The sequence below is a fragment of the Pseudomonas sp. YL2 genome, assembly GCF_023063025.1.
GTDB classification, from domain to species: Bacteria; Pseudomonadota; Gammaproteobacteria; order Pseudomonadales; family Pseudomonadaceae; genus Aquipseudomonas; species Aquipseudomonas putida_A.
Window position 1 is genome coordinate 155,968 of sequence record NZ_JAJSLU010000009.1, and the last position, 17,735, is coordinate 173,702.

Here is a 17,735-nt window from a genome sequence, read left to right on the forward strand (position 1 = left end):
GTGTGAAGTGGGCGATAGTATGGCGGGATTCGTCGGCGAGGCGTTGTTTCGGGCAGCAAAAACCGGCCGCAGGGGCCGGTTTTCGGTGATATTTCATACTCTTAAGAGTTTTTAACAGTTTGTGTTTCAGGCCGCGGCCGGCACACCACTGTGGAAGCGGAACTCTTCGTCCGGCGACTCGATCAGCTCCTGCTCGGCAGCGCGGACCTTGTCGATCACCTGAGCGATGTCCTTCGCGTCGCCGTACTGGTAAGCCAGTTTCAGATAACCCTGAAAGTGCCGCGCCTCGCTTTTCAGCAGACCGAAATAGAACTTGCCGAGTTCTTCGTCCAGATGCGGCACCAGCGCTTCGAAACGCTCGCAACTGCGCGCTTCGATAAATGCGCCGACCACCAGGGTATCCACCAGTTTCACCGGCTCATGGCTGCGCACCACTTTGCGCAGGCCCGAGGCGTAACGCCCGGCATGCAACTGGCGCAGCTCGATCTTGCGGCGTTTCATGATGCGCATGACTTGTTCGTGGTGCACCAGTTCTTCCCGGGCCAGACGCGACATCATGTTGATCAGGTCGACGTGGGAATGGTACTTGGCAATCAGGCTCAACGCGGTACTGGCGGCCTTGAACTCGCAGTTCTTGTGGTCGATCAGCAGGGTTTCCTGATCGGCCAGTGCCGCCTGGACCCAGGCGTCGGGCGTGCGGCAGCCAAGGAATTCGTGGATTTCGGGAAGGATCATGGGGCTCACGGTAAAAAGTGTACGAGCAAAGGCCGCCGATTATACCGGCCTGCCCGCAGACCACCAGTCGCAGGCGTTGATATGTATCAAGTCGCAGGCGCATGAGCAGCAACTATAGTTGTGCAACGCCGTGCCTTTTCTTTGCTGGAGACTCCGCTCATGCAAGCCATTCGCAGCATTCTGGTGGTCATCGAACCCGAACATTCGGAAAGCCTGGCGCTCAAGCGCGCCAAGCTGATCGCCGGCGTGACCCAGGCCCATCTGCACCTGCTGGTGTGCGACCGCAAGCACGACCACGCCGGCATGCTCGGCGTGCTCAAAGCCGCGCTGCTGGCGGATGGCTACAGCGCGACCACCGAACAGGCGTGGAACGAGAGCCTGCATGAAACCATCATCGATGTGCAGCAGGCCGAAGGCTGCGGGCTGGTGGTCAAGCAGCACTATCCCGACAGTGCGCTGAAAAAGGCTCTGCTGACGCCGGCGGACTGGAAACTGCTGCGCCACTGCCCGACCCCGGTGCTATTGGTAAAAACATCCACTTCCTGGAAAGACCGGGTGATTCTTGCGGCCGTGGACGTGGGCAATGCCGATGGCGAACACCGGCATTTGCACACCACGATCATTGATCACGGCTACGACATTGCCAGCCTCGCCAAGGCGCATCTGCATGTGATCACGGCGCATCCGTCACCCATGCTCTCGGCAGCGGATCCGACCTTTCAACTCAAGGAAACCATCGAGGCGAAATACCGCGAACAGTGCAAGGCGTTTCAGGCCGAGTTCGATGTGGACGACGAACACCTGCACATCGAGGAAGGCCCGGCGGATGTGCTGATTCCGTTCATGGCGCACAAACTGCAAGCGGCAGTGACCGTGATCGGCACCGTGGCGCGGACCGGGTTGTCGGGCGCACTGATCGGCAATACCGCCGAAGTGGTGCTGGATGCACTGGAAAGCGACGTGCTGGTGCTCAAGCCGCAGGAGGTTGAGGATCATCTGGTGGAGTTGGCGGTGAAGCACTGAGGATTACGGTGCCTGAACCGGCGCCTTCGCGAGCAGGCTCGCTCCCACAATTGGAATGCAATCTCCTGTGGGAGCGGGCTTGCTCGCGAAGCTTTTGATCTTCAGGCGCCGAAGGCGTCTTTCAGGAAGCCAGGGGCGATGTAGCGCTGATAATGCGCTTCCGACAGCAGGAAAAATTCCCGATCAATGGCATCGCGCAACTCCGGCAGGTTCCAGTCGCGGAACTCCGGCAGCAACACCATCCCGTAGGCTTCCAGATTAATGATCACCCGCGCCCCGCGCGCAATCAGCTGATAGGCCCAGCAATATTCCGACTGATGCGGCACGAAGCGGATCTTGCGCTGCTCCAGCTGTTGGCGAAGGCGCGCCGGATCGAAGATCTCGACCTTGCTCGCCATCACTTGTGACAGCAATTGCTCCAGACGCAACCACACCGCACGCTTTTCCTCCTCGCCGTAACCATTCCAGTGGATCACTTCGTGGTGGAAACGCTTGCAGCCACGGCACACCAGATCTCCGTAAACAGTGGAGCAGAGGCCGACGCAGGGGGTCTTGATGGTCTGATTGGGCATAAATTGGCAAAACACTGAAACGCGGAACAGGCCGGCATGTTAGCCCTTTGTCGGGCATTGATCACCCCTCAAACGTCAGGGGCAAGCGCTGGCTCGCGGTTTGCCTCGCCCGCGCACAACGCCACCAAAGTCCAATAGAGCGCGACTTACCTTTAAATTTTTTTTGCCGTAGAATCAGCCAGCCTTTTAAGGCGCCAATGTCCGTTAGAAGCTGTTTTCAAAGCGTCACGAGCACAGTCGTTCCTTCAGAGCGGTGTTGGCGAAGGGTTTTTCCAGCGGGGAAAAGCCCAACGCCAACCCTCATCAGCTCCCCGTTCTGCAGGCGTAAAACTTTGAAAGCAGCTTCTGTAAGGAATTGCCGGTAATTCTGGCCAAACGACCCACAACGTCGTGCGGTGCATGAGTACGGCAATTTCGGGATGAGCGTCCCGGACACCCATTTGGGACCACTGATGAGGGTAATAACTGTGCTTGAAGCCTACCGCAAACATATCGAAGAGCGTGCAGCCCTGGGTATCGTTCCCCAGCCGCTTAACGCCGAACAAACTGCAGGCCTGGTCGAGCTGCTGAAGAATCCTCCGGCTGGCGAAGAAGCTTTCCTCGTTGACCTGATCACCAATCGCGTACCACCAGGAGTGGACGAAGCCGCTTACGTCAAAGCCGGTTTCCTGTCGGCCCTGGCCAAAGGCGAAGTCACCTCCCCTCTGCTGGACAAGAAGCGCGCTGTAGAACTGCTCGGCACCATGCAGGGCGGCTACAACATCGTGACTCTGGTTGAACTGCTGGACAACGCCGAGCTGGCGCCAGTGGCTGCCGAAGAACTCAAGCACACCCTGCTGATGTTCGATGCCTTCCACGACGTGGCTGAAAAAGCCAAGAACGGCAACGTTCACGCCAAGGCCGTGCTGCAATCCTGGGCTGACGGCGAGTGGTTCAAGAAGCGTCCTGTCCTGGCCGACAAGATCAGCCTGCGCGTATTCAAGGTCACCGGCGAAACCAACACCGACGACCTGTCGCCTGCACCAGACGCCTGGTCGCGTCCTGACATCCCGCTGCACGCCCTGGCCATGCTGAAAATGGCCCGTGACGGCATCGTTCCGGACGAGCAAGGCAAGACCGGCCCGATGAAGCAGATCGAAGAAATGCGCGGTCAAGGCTTCCCGATCGCCTACGTCGGTGACGTGGTCGGTACCGGTTCCTCGCGTAAATCGGCGACCAACTCGGTGCTGTGGTTCTTCGGCGACGACATCCCTTACGTGCCGAACAAGCGCGCTGGCGGTTTCTGCTTCGGCAGCAAAATCGCTCCGATCTTCTACAACACCATGGAAGATGCCGGCGCACTGCCAATCGAGTTCGACGTGTCGAACATGAACATGGGCGACGTGATCGACCTGTACCCGCACGCTGGCAAAGTCTGCAAGCACGGTACCGACGAAGTCATCACCACCTTCGAAATGAAGACCCCTGTGCTGCTGGACGAAGTCCGTGCCGGCGGTCGTATTCCGCTGATCATCGGCCGTGGCCTGACCGAGAAGGCTCGCGCCGAACTGGGTCTGCCGGCATTCGATCTGTTCAAGAAGCCGGAAGCACCGGCTGAAAGCACCAAGGGCTTCACCCTGGCGCAGAAAATGGTCGGCAAGGCGTGCGGTCTGGCAGAAGGCAAAGGCGTTCGTCCTGGCACCTACTGCGAACCGAAAATGACCACCGTCGGCTCTCAGGACACCACCGGTCCGATGACCCGTGACGAACTGAAAGACCTGGCGTGCCTGGGCTTCTCCGCTGACCTGGTGATGCAGTCCTTCTGCCACACCGCGGCGTATCCGAAGCCGATCGACGTGACCACCCACCACACCCTGCCTGACTTCATCATGACCCGCGGCGGCGTTTCCCTGCGTCCGGGCGATGGCATCATCCACTCGTGGCTGAACCGCATGCTGCTGCCGGACACCGTAGGTACCGGTGGTGACTCGCACACCCGCTTCCCGATGGGCATCTCGTTCCCGGCCGGTTCCGGTCTGGTCGCGTTCGCCGCTGCCACCGGCGTCATGCCGCTGGACATGCCGGAATCGATCCTGGTGCGCTTCAAAGGCAAAATGAAACCTGGCATCACCCTGCGTGACCTGGTTCATGCCATTCCTTACTTCGCCATCCAGAACGGTCTGCTGACCGTCGAGAAGAAAGGCAAGAAAAACGCCTTCTCCGGCCGCATCCTGGAGATCGAAGGCCTGGAAGGTCTAACCCTGGAACAGGCGTTCGAACTGTCCGACGCCTCGGCCGAACGTTCGGCTGCCGGTTGCACCATCAAGCTGTCGAAAGAGTCGATCACCGAGTACCTGCAGTCCAACATCACCCTGCTGCGCTGGATGATCGGCGAAGGCTACGGCGATGCGCGTACCCTGGAACGTCGCGCGCAAGCGATGGAAGCCTGGATCGCCAACCCTGAGCTGATGGAAGCCGATGCCGACGCCGAATACGCCGAAGTCATCGAAATCGATCTGGCCGACATCAACGAGCCGGTACTGTGCGCGCCGAACGATCCGGACGACGCCCGTCTGCTGTCCAGCGTGGCTGGCGAGAAGATCGACGAAGTGTTCATCGGTTCGTGCATGACCAACATCGGTCACTTCCGCGCTGCCGGTAAACTGCTGGATCAGGTCAAGGGTCAGCTGCCTACCCGTCTGTGGCTGTCGCCGCCGACCAAGATGGACGCTCACCAACTGACCGAAGAAGGCTACTACGGCATCTACGGCAAGGCCGGCGCACGCATGGAAATGCCAGGCTGCTCGCTGTGCATGGGTAACCAGGCACGCGTTGAGCCGAACAGCACCGTGGTCTCGACTTCGACCCGTAACTTCCCGAACCGTCTGGGCGACGGCGCGAACGTCTACCTGGCTTCGGCCGAGCTGGCGTCCGTGGCTTCGATCCTGGGTCGCCTGCCGACCGTCGAGGAGTACATGGAATACGCTGGCAAGATCGACAGCATGGCGGCCGATGTCTACCGCTACCTGTCCTTCGACCAGATCGCCGAGTTCCGTGAAGCCGCTGCGAACGCCAAGATTCCAGTCGTTCAAGCCTAACGTTACAAAGCAATAGAAAACGCCGCCCATCGTGAGATGCGCGGCGTTTTTTTATGTCTGGGGACCTGTGGGAGCGGGCTTGCTGGCCTGCTGCACCGCACCATCGACGCTCAGCCCGCTGAGTATCACCCCGTTGGCCGTCACCTCCGGCAACGCCTCCAACACGGCCAGCGCCTCATGCTTGAGTCGCGCCAGAATCAGGCGCTTGCCCTCCTGATGCACCCGCAGGAAGAACTCCTGGATCGCCTCGATGCTGGTGCCGTCCAGATCCGGGGTTTCCTCCAGACTGAGAATCACCGTGTGCAGCGCCACGTCCGAATGACGAATCAAGTGCAAAGCTGCACCAAGAACTCGCTCGACGTTAGCAAAGAACAACGCTTCACTGGGCCGCACAATCAGCACTCCCGGCTCAGTCACCGCCGTTGGGTGACGCTGCAGATCGACAAAATCATGCCCGCCGTCGATCCGACCGAGCACCTGAATGTCCGCCGCCGACATCTGTTTGAGCATCAGCAACACGCTGATGGCCACCGACACCAGCAAGCCGTCGAGAATGCCCAGTACCAGCACCGCCCCCACCGCGCACAGCACCAGCAGCCGATCCCGGCGCCAGACGAAATAGCGCCCCAGCGGCTGCAGACTCAAGCCCCGCGCCAGCGCATGAACCACGATGGCCGCCAGAATCGGCTCCGGTGTCAGGGCGATCCACGGCAGCACCGTCAGCACGATCACCAGTACCACCAGCGCCGCCACCCCACCAGCCCAGCGGGAAGTCGCGCCGGCGGCCTCGTTCGCCGACGTCGCCGAATACCCGGCCCCCGCCGGCATGCCATGGAACAATCCGGACAACAAGTTCGCTGCGCCGAGCGCCAGCAGATCGCGGTTGGAGGTCACACGATCACCGTGCTTGAGGGCGAACGAACTGATCGAGCCGTACGACTCGGCGTACAGAATCATCACCAGCGCAAACCCCACCTCCCCCAGCCGCAGCCAGTCGGCAAACGGCAGCACCGGCAGGCTTGGCACCTCCAGGCTCAGGTCGATCAAACCGATCATGCTCACGCCATGAGCCGGCAGGTTCAGCCATTGCCCGACCACAATGCCGATCACCACCACCAGCAAACCGCCAGGCACCCGTGGAAAGCGCGAGAACAGTCCCAACAGCAGCAACGCCACCGCTGCGACGGCCGCCGCCGGCCAGTTCCACTGCGGCAGTTGTTCGAGCAGTTGCGGGGCGAAGCGCACCAGATTGGCATCGGTCAGGTGCACGCCGACCACGCTGGCGACCTGCTTGAGGATGATGGTCAGCGCGAGGCCGAAAGCGAAGCCGCGCAGTACCGGTTTGGCGATAAACGCAGTGACGCTGCCAAAACGAAAGATCCCCGCCAGCCAGAACAGCCCACCAGTGACCAGCACCAACCCGACCGCCAGCGTCGCGCGTAGCTGCGGGTCGCCATTGGCCATGGTCGCGGTGGCCGCCGCCAGCACCGCCGCTGACGAAGACGTGGCTGAGACAATGGCAAAGCGGCTGGTGCCAAACAACCCATAGCACAGCAACCCGGCAAACAGCGCAATCACCCCGGCCTGGGGCGCCAGTGCGGCGATGGTCGAATAGGCGACCGCTTCGGGCAACAGCAGACCGGCAATCGACAGACCGGCGAGGATGTCCTGCCAGCGATTGGGTGGCTCTACTGATTGGGGCGCGCTCGACAATCCACTGTCTCCAGACGAAAAAAAGCCGCTGTGCGTATCACGCACAGCGGCCACTGTAGCTGAGTCTCTGGCGCTTTGGCTTACGCCGTCAGCGAATAAATCACCGCCGAAATGGCCACCAGACCGACCAGGGTAACGAATACGTTCGACGCCTGACCGCGATAGCGCGCCATCGCCGGTACTTTACGAATCGCGTACATCGGCATCAGGAACAGGATCGCCGCAATCACCGGACCGCCGACGGCCTCGATCATCCCGAGAATGCTCGGGTTCAGGGTTGCAACGATCCAGCACACCACCAGCATGAACGCCGCCACGATACGATCCAGCGCTTTGGCGCCCGGACGCTTGCCGCTCTTGACGATCAGGCCCTTGAGGCCTTCGCTGGCACCGATATAGTGGCCGAGGAACGACTTGGAAATCGCCACAAAGGCAATCAACGGCGCCGCAAAAGCGATGGCCGGATTGCTGAAGTGGTTGGCCAGGTACGACAGGATCGACAGATTCTGCGCCTTGGCTTCGGCCAGTTGTTCCGGCGACAGGGTCAGCACGCAACTGAAGACGAAGAACAGCACCATCACCACCATCAGCAGGTGGGCGCGGCAGAGGATCTGCGAGCTGCGCTGCTCCGCATTGGCACCGTAACGACGCTTCTGATCCACCGCGAAGGCCGAGATGATCGGCGAGTGGTTGAACGAGAACACCATCACCGGAATCGCCAGCCACAGTGTGTGCAGCAGTGCCGACGGTGCCGGCACTTGCGAAGCGGTGGTGAGAATGCCGCCATTCCAGTGCGGAATCAGGTACACCGCGAGGAACAGCAACGCGACGATGAACGGATACACCATCAGGCTCATCGCCTTGACGATCGCCTGCTCGCCGCAACGCACCACGGCCAGCAGACCGAGGATCAGCACGAAAGACAGCAGCGCGCGCGGTGGCGGCGTGATGTGCAGTTGGTGTTCGAGGAAGCTGGCGACCGTGTTGGTCAGGCCGACGCTGTAGATCAGCAGGATCGGGAAGATGGCGAAGAAGTACAGCAGGGTGATCAGCGCGCCGGCCTTGATGCCGAAATGCTGCTCGACCACCTCGGTGATGTCGGCGCCTTCGCGACCGGAGAGCACGAAGCGGGTCAGGCCGCGGTGAGCGAAGAATGTCATCGGGAAGGCCAGCAGCGCGAGGATCACCAGCGGCCAGAAGCCACCCAGACCCGCGTTGATCGGCAAAAACAGGGTACCGGCGCCAATGGCCGTCCCGAACAGTCCCAACATCCACGTGGTGTCATGGCGATTCCAGCTCGACAGTTCAGCTGGTGCTGCCGCTTCATAGCGTGCGTCGACGCTATTGGCCTGATCATTCATCCGGTCGGATCTCCGCATTCCGGTCACTTGCCACTCGGTCAGGACGCGTCGGAAAAAACCGACAGACATGCTCCGGCCGAAACAGGGGCGCGATTCTCCGCGATAAATGAGCAGAAGCAAAGACTTAGCTGAGGAATGGTTGTACGGAGCAGATCAGCGGGTTGTCGTTTTCGGGAAAATGGCTGTCGGCTCCAGATACGTTAGATGTCGTTTTCCGGCAAGTTTCAATGGAATACGAGCGGGAAGATTTGATCAGATCGATCGAGCCAGCATGAATCCGAGTGACATGCAAAACAGGCCGAACGCTAGCATTCCCCAGATTGGGTACATATCGCCCTTGTTTTTGATGCGCATTCTTTCTTCCCACTCATCGTGCTCACGTTCCAGTTGTTCCATTCTGGCTTTGCGATCATAGGTACTCATGTGGATTTTCCTTTGGATCATGGGTCGGACGGTTGTGAAACGAACATTCAAAACTTGAAGAAAACACCTGCTGCTGCGGTGATTGCTGTCACCACCCCAGCTATAACTGCGAGCGGATATAAATTTGTCTCTCTCTTAAGCTTTTTTCCTCCGCCAATAGCTTTTTCCTCTCGGCCACAAGCTTTCTTGACTCATTCTCCAGCCTGTCGAGTTCCAGATTTTCAAGATCGTTCTTGAGCATTTGCCTTCCTTGGCTGTTGGCAGTCACCGCCCGAGCTACTGTATGCCTCATCATTTCTTGTTCATCGGCAGCCGCATAGCAGACGCATCCGCCAAATTCGTAGGCAAAATCCGCGAAAAACGTAGGTAGCCTCGTACAAAAACAGCGGCGAGCTCATCACCCCACACTTTCAATCTGGCCGACCTGTTCTAGCGTGAGACAAGTCCCCTACCCAACGGAGTCTCTGCCCATGCCCCTCGTCCGCGTCGAAATCAAAAAACACTCTGACCCCACCTTCGCCAAACGCATCGGCGAGCAGATCTACGCCGCCATGCGCAGCACCATCAACGTGCCGGAGCACGACAACTTCCAGATTCTCAACGAGCACGACGGCGAGCATTTCATCTTCGACCCGCAATACCTGGGCATCCAGCGCAGCGATCGGTTGGTGATTATCCAGATCACCCTCAATGAAGGCCGGACGCTGGAGCAGAAAAAAGCCCTGTACCAGACCATCGCGCACAACCTGAACACCCAACTGGGCATTCGTATGGAAGACGTGTTCATCAATCTGGTGGAAGTAAAAAAGGAGAATTGGTCGTTCGGCAACGGCATCGCTCAATACGCCAGTTGACAGCCCTTCGCCGCCGCCAGCATGATCGGCGGCATGAACGTTCGCCCGCTGCACCTCACCCGTACCACCACGACCGCCACCGGCGGGTCGTGGTGTTGCTGCCTGAGATGAATCCAGCGCAGTGAACCCAAGGCCCCGCCAGCAATGGACGGGGCTTTGTTGTTTCTCCCGTCCGTGCGGCTTTTGCAGCCCTCAAGGAGAAACATCATGTCCGCAGCATTGTTGATCATCGATATGCAGGTCGGTCTGTTCCATGGCCCGGAAAAACCCCACGACGGCGAACGTGTGCTCGCCAACATCCAGCAGTTGATCCGCCAGGCACGCCAGCAACACGTGCCGATCTACGCCGTGCGCCACACCGGCCCGACAGGTTCGCCGATTGCCGCCGGCAGCCCCTTCTGGCAATTGCTGCCGGAACTTGACCTGAATGCCGAGTCCGACCATGTGTTCGACAAATCCAGACCCAACGCATTCCACGGCACGAATCTGGCGCAGCAGCTCAACGCTGCGCAGATCGACGACCTTTACCTGGTCGGCATGAAGACCCAGTTCTGCATCGACGCCACCTGCCGTGTCGCTGCGGATCTTGGCTTCAAGCCGTTGCTGGTGGCCGACGCCCACACTTGCATGGACACCCCCGCATTACCCGCCCACATCATCATCGAGCACCATAACGCCACCCTCGGCGGAGCATTTGCACGGCTGATCAACAGCGCCGACGTGAGCTTCTGACGAAGCGCCCGCGCGCTCCCCGTTTCAGCTCCTACACTGGCTGAAGCGGGGCTGCGGCCACCATTGCCAAACCGCTCTGGAATCAGCACTCTGACAAAACTTTCGCGACCACACCGTCATAGATCACAGGAGCCGCGCAATGCCCGCTACCGTTCTGGTACTGGTTGAAACCATCAATGACTATCTGCCGATTCTCGAGCATCAGGGTTTTCACCTGATCCTCGCACCAACCCCTGCCGAACGTGCGCAAGCCATCGCCAGCCACGGCGCACGGATCGACGCGGTGCTGACCCGTGGCCCGCTGGGACTGACCGCTGAGGAAATCGCCGCCCTGCCGGCGCTGAAAATCATCACCGTGATCGGCGCCGGTTATGAACACGTTGACCTGCAGGCTGCCAGCGATCGCGGGATCACCGTGACCAATGGTGCCGGGGTCAACGCCTCGTCGGTGGCTGATCATGCGATGGCGATGCTGTTGGCGCTGGTGCGCGACATTCCGCGCTGCGACGCGGCGGTGCGCCGGGGTGAATGGCCGAAGATCATGCGCCCGTCGCTGGCCAATAAACGCCTGGGCATTCTCGGCCTGGGCGCGGTGGGCATGGCGATTGCCAGGCGTGCTCACCTCGGTTTCGACATGCAGATCAGTTATCACAACCGTCAGTTGCGCAGTGATGTGCCCTATACGTTCTGCTCGACGCCAACCGAACTGGCGCGGGCCTCGGACTTTCTGATCGTCGCCACGCCGGGCGGGATTGGCACCCAGCATCTGGTGACTCGCCCGGTGCTCGACGCCCTCGGGCCGAACGGTTTCATCGTCAACATCGCGCGGGCCAGTGTGATCGCCACCGCTGAGCTGATCAGCGCCCTTGAGCAACGGCGGATTGCCGGCGCCGCACTGGACGTGTTCGATCACGAACCGCAGGTGCCGGATGCGCTGAAAACCCTGAGTAATGTGATTCTCACGCCACACGTCGCCGGCCTGTCACCCGAGGCCACCCAAGGCACGGTGGAACTGGTGGGAAAAAACCTCGTGGCGTTCTTCTCAGGGCAACCGGTGCTGACGCCCATCGCCCTGCCTCCAAGGCTCAACAACCAGCGCGTGCATTGAAAAGAGCCGGCAGCGCCCTGCTGCCGTACCTATTCGAAACGCTGATTATCCTGCAACACGCTAACCTATAAGACCGCTGCGCGCTTGTAGCTGCCCGAGTGCGCCATTAGATTAGCCAATGATGTCTGGCCTCCAAAATAAGCAGAAGGGATAAGCATGGCGCTTACTGACCAGTCCACCCGTATCCGCTCTGGCGAAGAACTCGATGCCAGCCTGATCGATCCGTATCTCAAGGCGCACATTCCGGGCCTGACCGGCACCCCGCAGATCAGCCAGTTTCCTGGCGGTGCGTCAAACCTGACCTACCTTCTGGAATACCCGCAGCAGGAGTTCGTGCTGCGCCGGCCGCCGTTCGGCCACAAGGCCAAATCCGCCCACGACATGGGCCGCGAATTCCGCATCCTCAATCAACTGCGCGATGGTTTTCCGTACTGCCCGAAAGCCTACGTGCACTGCACCGACGAGTCGGTGATCGGCGCCGAGTTCTATGTGATGGAACGGGTCAAGGGCATCATCCTGCGCTCCGACCTGCCGCCAGAACTGGGCCTTGATGCGGCCAAGACTGAAGCACTGTGCAAGAGCTTCATCGACCGTTTCGTCGAACTGCACCGGGTTGACTACAACGCCTGCGGCCTCGGCGATCTGGGCAAGCCGGAAGGCTACGTCGCCCGTCAGATCAAAGGCTGGAGCGAGCGCTACGAAAAAGCCCTGACCCCGGATGCGCCGCACTGGGAGAAAGTCAAGGCCTGGCTCAACGACAAGATGCCGGCCGACCATCCGACCTCAAGCATCGTCCACAACGACTATCGCTTCGACAACGTGATCCTCGACCCGAACAACCCGATGCAGATCATTGGCGTGCTCGACTGGGAACTGACCACCCTCGGCGATCCGCTGATGGACCTGGGCAACACCCTCGCCTACTGGATTCAGGCCGATGATCCGGCACCGGTGCAACTGATGCGCCGCCAGCCGAGCCACGCCCCGGGCATGCTGACTCGACGCGAATTCGTCGATTACTACGCCGAACGCTCGGGCATCCAGATCGACAATTTCGACTTCTACTACACCTACGGCCTGTTCCGTCTGGCCGGCATCGTGCAGCAGATCTACTACCGCTTCTACCACGGCCAGACCCAGGACAAACGCTTCGCGCAGTTCATTCACATGAACAAACTGCTGGAGCACATGAGCCTGCAGGTCATTGCGAAATCGAGCCTCTGACGGCCCACATCAAGGAACCTTTATGTCCAAGACTCAGTTGTTCGACCTCGACGGCAAAATCGCATTCGTCTCCGGCGCTAGCCGTGGCATCGGTGAAGCCATCGCCAAACTGTTGGCCCAGCAAGGCGCCCACGTGATCGTCTCGAGCCGCAAGCTCGAAGGCTGCCAGCACGTCGCCGACGCGATCATCGCCGCCGGCGGCAAGGCCACCGCGGTGGCCTGCCACATTGGTGAAATGGAACAGATCAGTCAGGTCTTCGCCGGGATCAAGGAACAGTTCGGTCGCCTCGATATTCTGGTGAACAACGCGGCGACCAACCCGCAGTTCTGCAACGTGCTGGACACCGATCTGGGTGCGTTCCAGAAGACTGTCGACGTGAACATCCGTGGTTACTTCTTCATGTCGGTGGAAGCCGGCAAGCTGATGCGCGAAAACGGTGGCGGCAGCATCATCAACGTCGCCTCGATCAACGGGATTTCACCGGGCGTGTTCCAGGGCATCTACTCGGTGACCAAGGCCGCCGTGATCAACATGACCAAAGTCTTCGCCAAGGAATGCGCGCAATTCGGCATCCGCTGCAACGCCTTGCTGCCGGGCCTGACCGACACCAAATTCGCTTCGGCCTTGGTGAAGAATGACGCGATCCTCAAGCAGGCACTGACGCAGATCCCGCTCAAGCGCGTGGCCGATCCGAGTGAAATGGCCGGGGCGGTTTTGTATCTGGCGAGTGATGCGTCGAGCTACACCACCGGGGTTTCGCTGAATGTGGATGGTGGGTTCCTGTCCTGATCTCTCTGACAAATGATTAACCCTGTGGGAGCGGGCTTGCTCGCGAAGTCGGAGTGTCAGGCAGCATTGCCTTGAATGACACACCGCATTCGCGAGCAAGCCCGCTCCCACAGGGGTTATCCGTAAGACAGTGACTTTGGGTAATGGCCTGACAAAGTGCACCGGCAAGCACCCCTACAGCACTACTGCGTGACACACCGGGTGGTGGTGATATGCCGGGTGACCTGCTCGTCAACATACATATCGCCCGACACCTGAGTGTTTTCCAGAGTCTGACAGGTACGCACCGGCGGTGGTGGCGGTGCAGCAGGAGGCGGTGGCGGAGGACTGGCGCAGCCGCTCAATAGCGCGATAGAGAAAGCCAGCGACAACGGCAGATACACGTGTTTCCCAGGATTATTCATAGGACGACCCGCGATGAATGGAAGAGCCACTTCCGCAATCGCGCACGAATACTGCGGATGACGGAATACCTGACCACTCATTCTTTATAGCCGACCACCCTGTAAGCGCCAGTGAAATGGAGGGGGGATAAGGGAATTGGCTGTCGATTTTGCGGGGAGTAACTCTGTGTGGGAGGGGTACATCAACAAGATTTTTTTGACTGGAAGGCCGCCATCGCTGCAAGCCAGCTCCCACAGGGGTTGAGTATTCCTGACTGAAATGGGTCAGCTGTCAGGCCGCCTTCGCGAGCAAGCACGCTCCCACAGTTGGAATGGGTGTGTTCAGTTGTAAATGGGTCGGCTGTCAGGCCGCCTTCACCAGCAGGCTGGCTCCTACAATTTAGAGAGCGTGCACCCCTTGCGGCGAAGCCGCCCCACTCAACACAATGAGCGTTAGCTCGAGTACCGCTTTTGATCTGAGGGCCCGTCGGCAGGCTGAGTGGAGGGATTTGTCCGGGGGTGGGAGCGCAGCGACCGTTTGGCGCAGCCAAACACAGCGAGAGGAGGTGCAGCGAAGCAAACCGTAGGCGCTGCCCCCCGGATGAATCCCGCAGCGAAGGAACCCGAGCCTAGGCGAGGGCCGAACGTCAGGGTAAAGCCTTTTTGGTTACTTTTTCGGCGTCTGGAAAAAGTGACCCGCCGTAAGGGCGGAACCCTAAGCAGCCATAACCGCAGCAACGGATATACACCCAAAACAAACCAACACCAAAACCCTAGGCCATATCCGGATCCCGAGCAGCCCGCAAAGAATTGCTCTCCAACTCATACCGCAACTCATCAACCAACGCCGCCACAGCCTCCGGCGTACGCAACGCATTGAGCTTCAACCCACTTATCACCAGATCCACCTGCCCCGAATCCGGGTGATACAACTTCACCGTCAGCGAATGATCCCCATCCACTGAACACTCGCACGCCAAGGGCGAAAAACTCTGTTCGAGGCTGGCGCGCAACTGCGCAAGATTCATCATGGAGCCTGTTCCTTTAGCTGTTTCGAAGGGAGACGATCCCAAGCCAACAGGCTCGTATCGCACCCCAACAGACTAAGAACTGCCCTATCTCACACAGAACCTGCATTTGCACCGCATCAGCTAGTGCATTTGCACCTACCGCTGCCCCTTCGCGCCGCGCTCGCCAGAAAACAGACCACGCTCCCGCGCCCAGACAATCGCCTCGCTGCGACTGTGTACATCAAGCTTGGAATACACGGTCGCCACATGATTGCGCACGGTGTTCGGCGCGAGTTTCAGGCGGGCGGCAATCTCCTTGTCAGCCAGCCCTTCGCAGATCAGTCCCAGCACGTCGCGCTCACGCGCCGTCAGGTCAGTGAACGACACGCTCGGCAGTTGCGGCGAGTTGACCTTCTTCACATTGGCCAGTTTTTCGATCAGCGTCCGGCTGAACCACGAAGCGTCTTTCATCACCTCTTCAATCGCCGCCACCAGCTCCAGCTCGGTACGCTTGCGTTCGGTGATGTCCATCAGCACCAGCAGATAGCACGGCGTGTCCTGAATATTCACGGTGTCGGCAGACACCGCGCACTCCAGCAGATCCGCGTCCTTCTTGCGCACCCGCACATCGACCCGATCCACTCGTCCGCTTTTCGCCAGGGCGGTCAGCAGTCGGGTCCGCGCACCATCGTCGTCAATGAAATTGAGCTGCGTCACGGTTTTGCCGACGACGTCGTCACTCTCGTACGCCAGGGTATCGAGGAACGCCTGATTGACATCGATCACTTGCTGTTCGTCGGCGGTACAGATCAGAATCGGCACCGGAGTCAGGCGGAACGCCTTGGCGAAGCGCTCTTCGCTCTGACGCAGCGCCACCTCGGCCTTGTGGCGCAGCTCCATGTCGACAAAGGAAAACAGCATGCAATCCTCATCATTGAGCACCAACGGTTGCCCGGCAACGATCACTTGCTTGCTGCCGCCATCGGGCAGGCGCAGTTGAGCCTGCGTCTGCGGAATGGTCGCCACATCGCGCAGGCGCTGGATCGCCAGATCCTTTTTTTCGGCCTGTTCGAAGATGTCGATTTCATAGGCCGAGGTGCCGATCACCTGCTCGCGGGTGTAACCGGTCATCTCCAGAAACCCCGGATTGACCTTGATGTAGCGCAAATCGCTGAGGCGGCAGATCACCGCCGGCGCCGGGTTGGCATTGAAGGTCTTTTCGAAGCGCTGCTCGGCGTTGGCCCAATCGGTGACGTCGCTCATGATCAGCACCAGTGACTCCGGCTGCCCTTCGCGGTCGGTCAGCACCATGCTGCGCACACTGTGCACCCAGACCCGTTCCGGGTCATCCACGGCATGCATCTCGATCAGTAGGTCGCTGAACACTTCACAGCGCGCGACGCGGCTGATCGGATAGTTCTCGGGCGGCAACAGATGATTGTTGCGATACCGCAGAGTGAAGCGCTTGGCATACTCATCGGCATTAGTGCCCAGCTCACCGATCCGGCTGACACCGTGCATCGCCAGCGCCGCCTCATTGGCCCAGAGGATGCTCTGATCGAGCTCCAGCAGAATCACCCCGTCGGACAGCCCGGCGATGATCTGCTGCAGCTGGCGACGGTTGGTTTCAGTGGTCAGGACTTCCTGGCTCATTGGATCTCCACAGGGAATTCGCGTGTGAAGATTACGACCGCAGGCGTTCGTGATCGTGCCGAACACTTCAACAACACCACAAATCCCTGTAGGAGTGAGCCTGCTCGCGATAGCGGTCTGTCCGCCACATCAACGCTGACTGGCACACTGCTATCGCGGGCAGGCTCACTCCTACAGGGGATCAATGGTGATCTGAAGATTCCACCAACTCCCGCAACGTATCGAGAAACAGCTTGAGCACCGGCGAGGCATCATCCGCCCGGTAAGTCGCATACAACGGCACCTCCGGCAGCGCCGGTGTCAGCTTGCGAAACACCAACCCCGCCGGGGCCAACTGCTCGATAGAAGCAGGCAGCAGCGCCACCCCGAAACCGGCGCGCACCAGACTGAGCAAGGTCTGCACCTCGATCACCTGCTGGCGAATCTGCGGGGTGAACCCGGCCTGAATGCAGCACTGATAAAGGAAATTGGCGAACCGCGACTGCTTCAGTTCCAGCGCGACAAACGGCTCCTGCGCCAGATCTGCCGGCGCCAATATCTCGCGCCTGGCCAGCGGATGATCGGCCGGCATCACCACATGAATCGGCTCGTAGATCAACAACTCGTTGCGCAGCAACGGATCGTCATAACCCACGCGGAACACGCAGGCATCGATACGTTTTTCCTTCAGCGCCTTGACCTGCGCCGCCGGGGTCATTTCATGCAGCCGCCAGTTCACCTGCGGATAGCGCTCGCGAAACAGGTGCAGGGCTCTGGGCAGCACGCCGACCATCACCGAGCTGATCATGCCGATTTCCAGCTCGCCGAGCTGCCCGCGCCCGGTCTGGCGCGTCAGATCCAGCGCCCGTTCCAGTTGTTCGAACACCAGCGGCGCCTGCTCCTTGAGCATCTGCCCCGCCGCTGTCAGTTCGACCCGGTGGTGACTGCGCTCGAACAACGGCGTGCCCAGCTCCTCCTCCAGCAGGCGAATCTGCTGGCTCAGCGGCGGCTGGCAGATGTGCAGGCGCTCCGCCGCCCGACCGAAATGCAGCTCATCGGCCAAGGCCATGAAATACCGCAGCAGACGCAGGTCCATGG

16 protein-coding genes are annotated in these 17,735 nt (G+C 59.9%); 7 read left to right on the forward strand and 9 right to left on the reverse strand.

Features of this window, described 5'->3' with window-relative positions:
- Positions 1-126: 126 nt before the first annotated feature.
- Positions 127-735 (reverse strand): tRNA-(ms[2]io[6]A)-hydroxylase, encoded by a 609-nt coding sequence (gene miaE / locus LVD08_RS14925; protein ID WP_007965776.1) that lies wholly within the window; start codon positions 733-735, stop codon positions 127-129.
- 159 nt (positions 736-894) lie between these two features.
- Here miaE and LVD08_RS14930 point away from each other — a divergent pair, with 159 nt between their 5' ends.
- Positions 895-1,758 (forward strand): universal stress protein, encoded by an 864-nt coding sequence (locus tag LVD08_RS14930; RefSeq protein ID WP_098968255.1) that lies wholly within the window; start codon positions 895-897, stop codon positions 1,756-1,758.
- Between the two features lie 101 nt (positions 1,759-1,859).
- Here the strand turns inward: LVD08_RS14930 and LVD08_RS14935 are convergent, their stop codons facing one another.
- Positions 1,860-2,330 carry a DUF1289 domain-containing protein gene (locus LVD08_RS14935; RefSeq protein ID WP_007965774.1) on the reverse strand — a complete coding sequence of 157 codons (471 nt, stop codon included), beginning with the start codon at positions 2,328-2,330 and terminating at the stop codon, positions 1,860-1,862.
- Positions 2,331-2,797: 467 nt separating this feature from the next.
- On the opposite strand from LVD08_RS14935, the gene acnB reads away from it, so the two are divergent.
- The gene (gene acnB / locus LVD08_RS14940) at positions 2,798-5,407 is read left to right on the forward strand and encodes a bifunctional aconitate hydratase 2/2-methylisocitrate dehydratase (RefSeq protein WP_027613175.1); all 2,610 of its coding nucleotides are present in this window, start codon (positions 2,798-2,800) and stop codon (positions 5,405-5,407) included.
- 51 nt (positions 5,408-5,458) lie between these two features.
- On the opposite strand, the gene LVD08_RS14945 is transcribed toward acnB, so the two are convergent.
- From LVD08_RS14945 to LVD08_RS14960, 4 genes are all read right to left on the reverse strand, one after another.
- The gene (locus tag LVD08_RS14945; protein ID WP_247268527.1) at positions 5,459-7,120 is read right to left on the reverse strand and encodes a SulP family inorganic anion transporter; all 1,662 of its coding nucleotides are present in this window, start codon (positions 7,118-7,120) and stop codon (positions 5,459-5,461) included.
- Between the two features lie 80 nt (positions 7,121-7,200).
- Complete coding sequence (locus tag LVD08_RS14950; protein ID WP_027613177.1) at positions 7,201-8,481, reverse strand: HAAAP family serine/threonine permease; 1,281 nt, start codon at positions 8,479-8,481, stop codon at positions 7,201-7,203.
- A 252-nt stretch (positions 8,482-8,733) separates the two neighbouring features.
- Entirely contained in the window at positions 8,734-8,904 is a 171-nt protein-coding gene (locus LVD08_RS14955; RefSeq protein WP_007965765.1) for a hypothetical protein, read from the reverse strand.
- Between the two features lie 100 nt (positions 8,905-9,004).
- On the reverse strand, positions 9,005-9,145 hold the full coding sequence (locus LVD08_RS14960) for a hypothetical protein (RefSeq protein WP_431061418.1): 141 nt from the start codon (positions 9,143-9,145) through the stop codon (positions 9,005-9,007).
- A 229-nt stretch (positions 9,146-9,374) separates the two neighbouring features.
- Here LVD08_RS14960 and LVD08_RS14965 point away from each other — a divergent pair, with 229 nt between their 5' ends.
- From LVD08_RS14965 to LVD08_RS14985, 5 genes are all read left to right on the forward strand, one after another.
- The gene (locus LVD08_RS14965) at positions 9,375-9,758 is read left to right on the forward strand and encodes a tautomerase family protein (protein ID WP_096795934.1); all 384 of its coding nucleotides are present in this window, start codon (positions 9,375-9,377) and stop codon (positions 9,756-9,758) included.
- Positions 9,759-9,965: 207 nt separating this feature from the next.
- Entirely contained in the window at positions 9,966-10,490 is a 525-nt protein-coding gene (locus LVD08_RS14970) for a cysteine hydrolase family protein (protein ID WP_247268528.1), read from the forward strand.
- Between the two features lie 139 nt (positions 10,491-10,629).
- Complete coding sequence (locus tag LVD08_RS14975) at positions 10,630-11,598, forward strand: 2-hydroxyacid dehydrogenase (RefSeq protein ID WP_139055953.1); 969 nt, start codon at positions 10,630-10,632, stop codon at positions 11,596-11,598.
- Positions 11,599-11,754: 156 nt separating this feature from the next.
- Positions 11,755-12,822: a phosphotransferase family protein gene (locus LVD08_RS14980; protein WP_225138630.1), complete on the forward strand. Its 1,068-nt coding sequence runs from the start codon at positions 11,755-11,757 to the stop codon at positions 12,820-12,822.
- 22 nt (positions 12,823-12,844) lie between these two features.
- The gene (locus LVD08_RS14985) at positions 12,845-13,612 is read left to right on the forward strand and encodes an SDR family oxidoreductase (RefSeq protein ID WP_007965755.1); all 768 of its coding nucleotides are present in this window, start codon (positions 12,845-12,847) and stop codon (positions 13,610-13,612) included.
- Positions 13,613-14,768: 1,156 nt separating this feature from the next.
- Here LVD08_RS14985 and LVD08_RS14990 read toward each other — a convergent pair.
- The 3 genes from LVD08_RS14990 to LVD08_RS15000 all read right to left on the reverse strand — a co-directional run bounded on the left by LVD08_RS14990 (position 14,769) and on the right by LVD08_RS15000 (position 17,733).
- Positions 14,769-15,026: a DUF1652 domain-containing protein gene (locus LVD08_RS14990; RefSeq protein ID WP_027613184.1), complete on the reverse strand. Its 258-nt coding sequence runs from the start codon at positions 15,024-15,026 to the stop codon at positions 14,769-14,771.
- A gap of 135 nt (positions 15,027-15,161) precedes the next feature.
- Positions 15,162-16,658: a helix-turn-helix transcriptional regulator gene (locus tag LVD08_RS14995; protein WP_247268529.1), complete on the reverse strand. Its 1,497-nt coding sequence runs from the start codon at positions 16,656-16,658 to the stop codon at positions 15,162-15,164.
- A gap of 181 nt (positions 16,659-16,839) precedes the next feature.
- Positions 16,840-17,733, reverse strand: coding sequence for a LysR substrate-binding domain-containing protein (locus tag LVD08_RS15000; protein ID WP_247268530.1), 894 nt, complete (start codon positions 17,731-17,733; stop codon positions 16,840-16,842).
- Between the last annotated feature and the right edge of the window lie 2 nt (positions 17,734-17,735).

Bases quoted from the DNA above. Each gene is read 5' to 3' on its own strand.
- miaE (WP_007965776.1), bottom strand. From the start codon at position 735: ATGATCCTTCCCGAAATCCACGAATTCCTTGGCTGCCGCACGCCCGAC.
- LVD08_RS14930 (WP_098968255.1), top strand. From the start codon at position 895: ATGCAAGCCATTCGCAGCATTCTGGTGGTCATCGAACCCGAACATTCG.
- LVD08_RS14935 (WP_007965774.1), bottom strand. From the start codon at position 2,330: ATGCCCAATCAGACCATCAAGACCCCCTGCGTCGGCCTCTGCTCCACT.
- LVD08_RS14950 (WP_027613177.1), bottom strand. From the start codon at position 8,481: ATGAATGATCAGGCCAATAGCGTCGACGCACGCTATGAAGCGGCAGCA.
- LVD08_RS14955 (WP_007965765.1), bottom strand. From the start codon at position 8,904: ATGAGTACCTATGATCGCAAAGCCAGAATGGAACAACTGGAACGTGAG.
- LVD08_RS14960 (WP_431061418.1), bottom strand. From the start codon at position 9,145: ATGCTCAAGAACGATCTTGAAAATCTGGAACTCGACAGGCTGGAGAAT.
- LVD08_RS14965 (WP_096795934.1), top strand. From the start codon at position 9,375: ATGCCCCTCGTCCGCGTCGAAATCAAAAAACACTCTGACCCCACCTTC.
- LVD08_RS14970 (WP_247268528.1), top strand. From the start codon at position 9,966: ATGTCCGCAGCATTGTTGATCATCGATATGCAGGTCGGTCTGTTCCAT.
- LVD08_RS14975 (WP_139055953.1), top strand. From the start codon at position 10,630: ATGCCCGCTACCGTTCTGGTACTGGTTGAAACCATCAATGACTATCTG.
- LVD08_RS14980 (WP_225138630.1), top strand. From the start codon at position 11,755: ATGGCGCTTACTGACCAGTCCACCCGTATCCGCTCTGGCGAAGAACTC.
- LVD08_RS14985 (WP_007965755.1), top strand. From the start codon at position 12,845: ATGTCCAAGACTCAGTTGTTCGACCTCGACGGCAAAATCGCATTCGTC.
- LVD08_RS14990 (WP_027613184.1), bottom strand. From the start codon at position 15,026: ATGATGAATCTTGCGCAGTTGCGCGCCAGCCTCGAACAGAGTTTTTCG.
- LVD08_RS14995 (WP_247268529.1), bottom strand. From the start codon at position 16,658: ATGAGCCAGGAAGTCCTGACCACTGAAACCAACCGTCGCCAGCTGCAG.
- LVD08_RS15000 (WP_247268530.1), bottom strand. From the start codon at position 17,733: ATGGACCTGCGTCTGCTGCGGTATTTCATGGCCTTGGCCGATGAGCTG.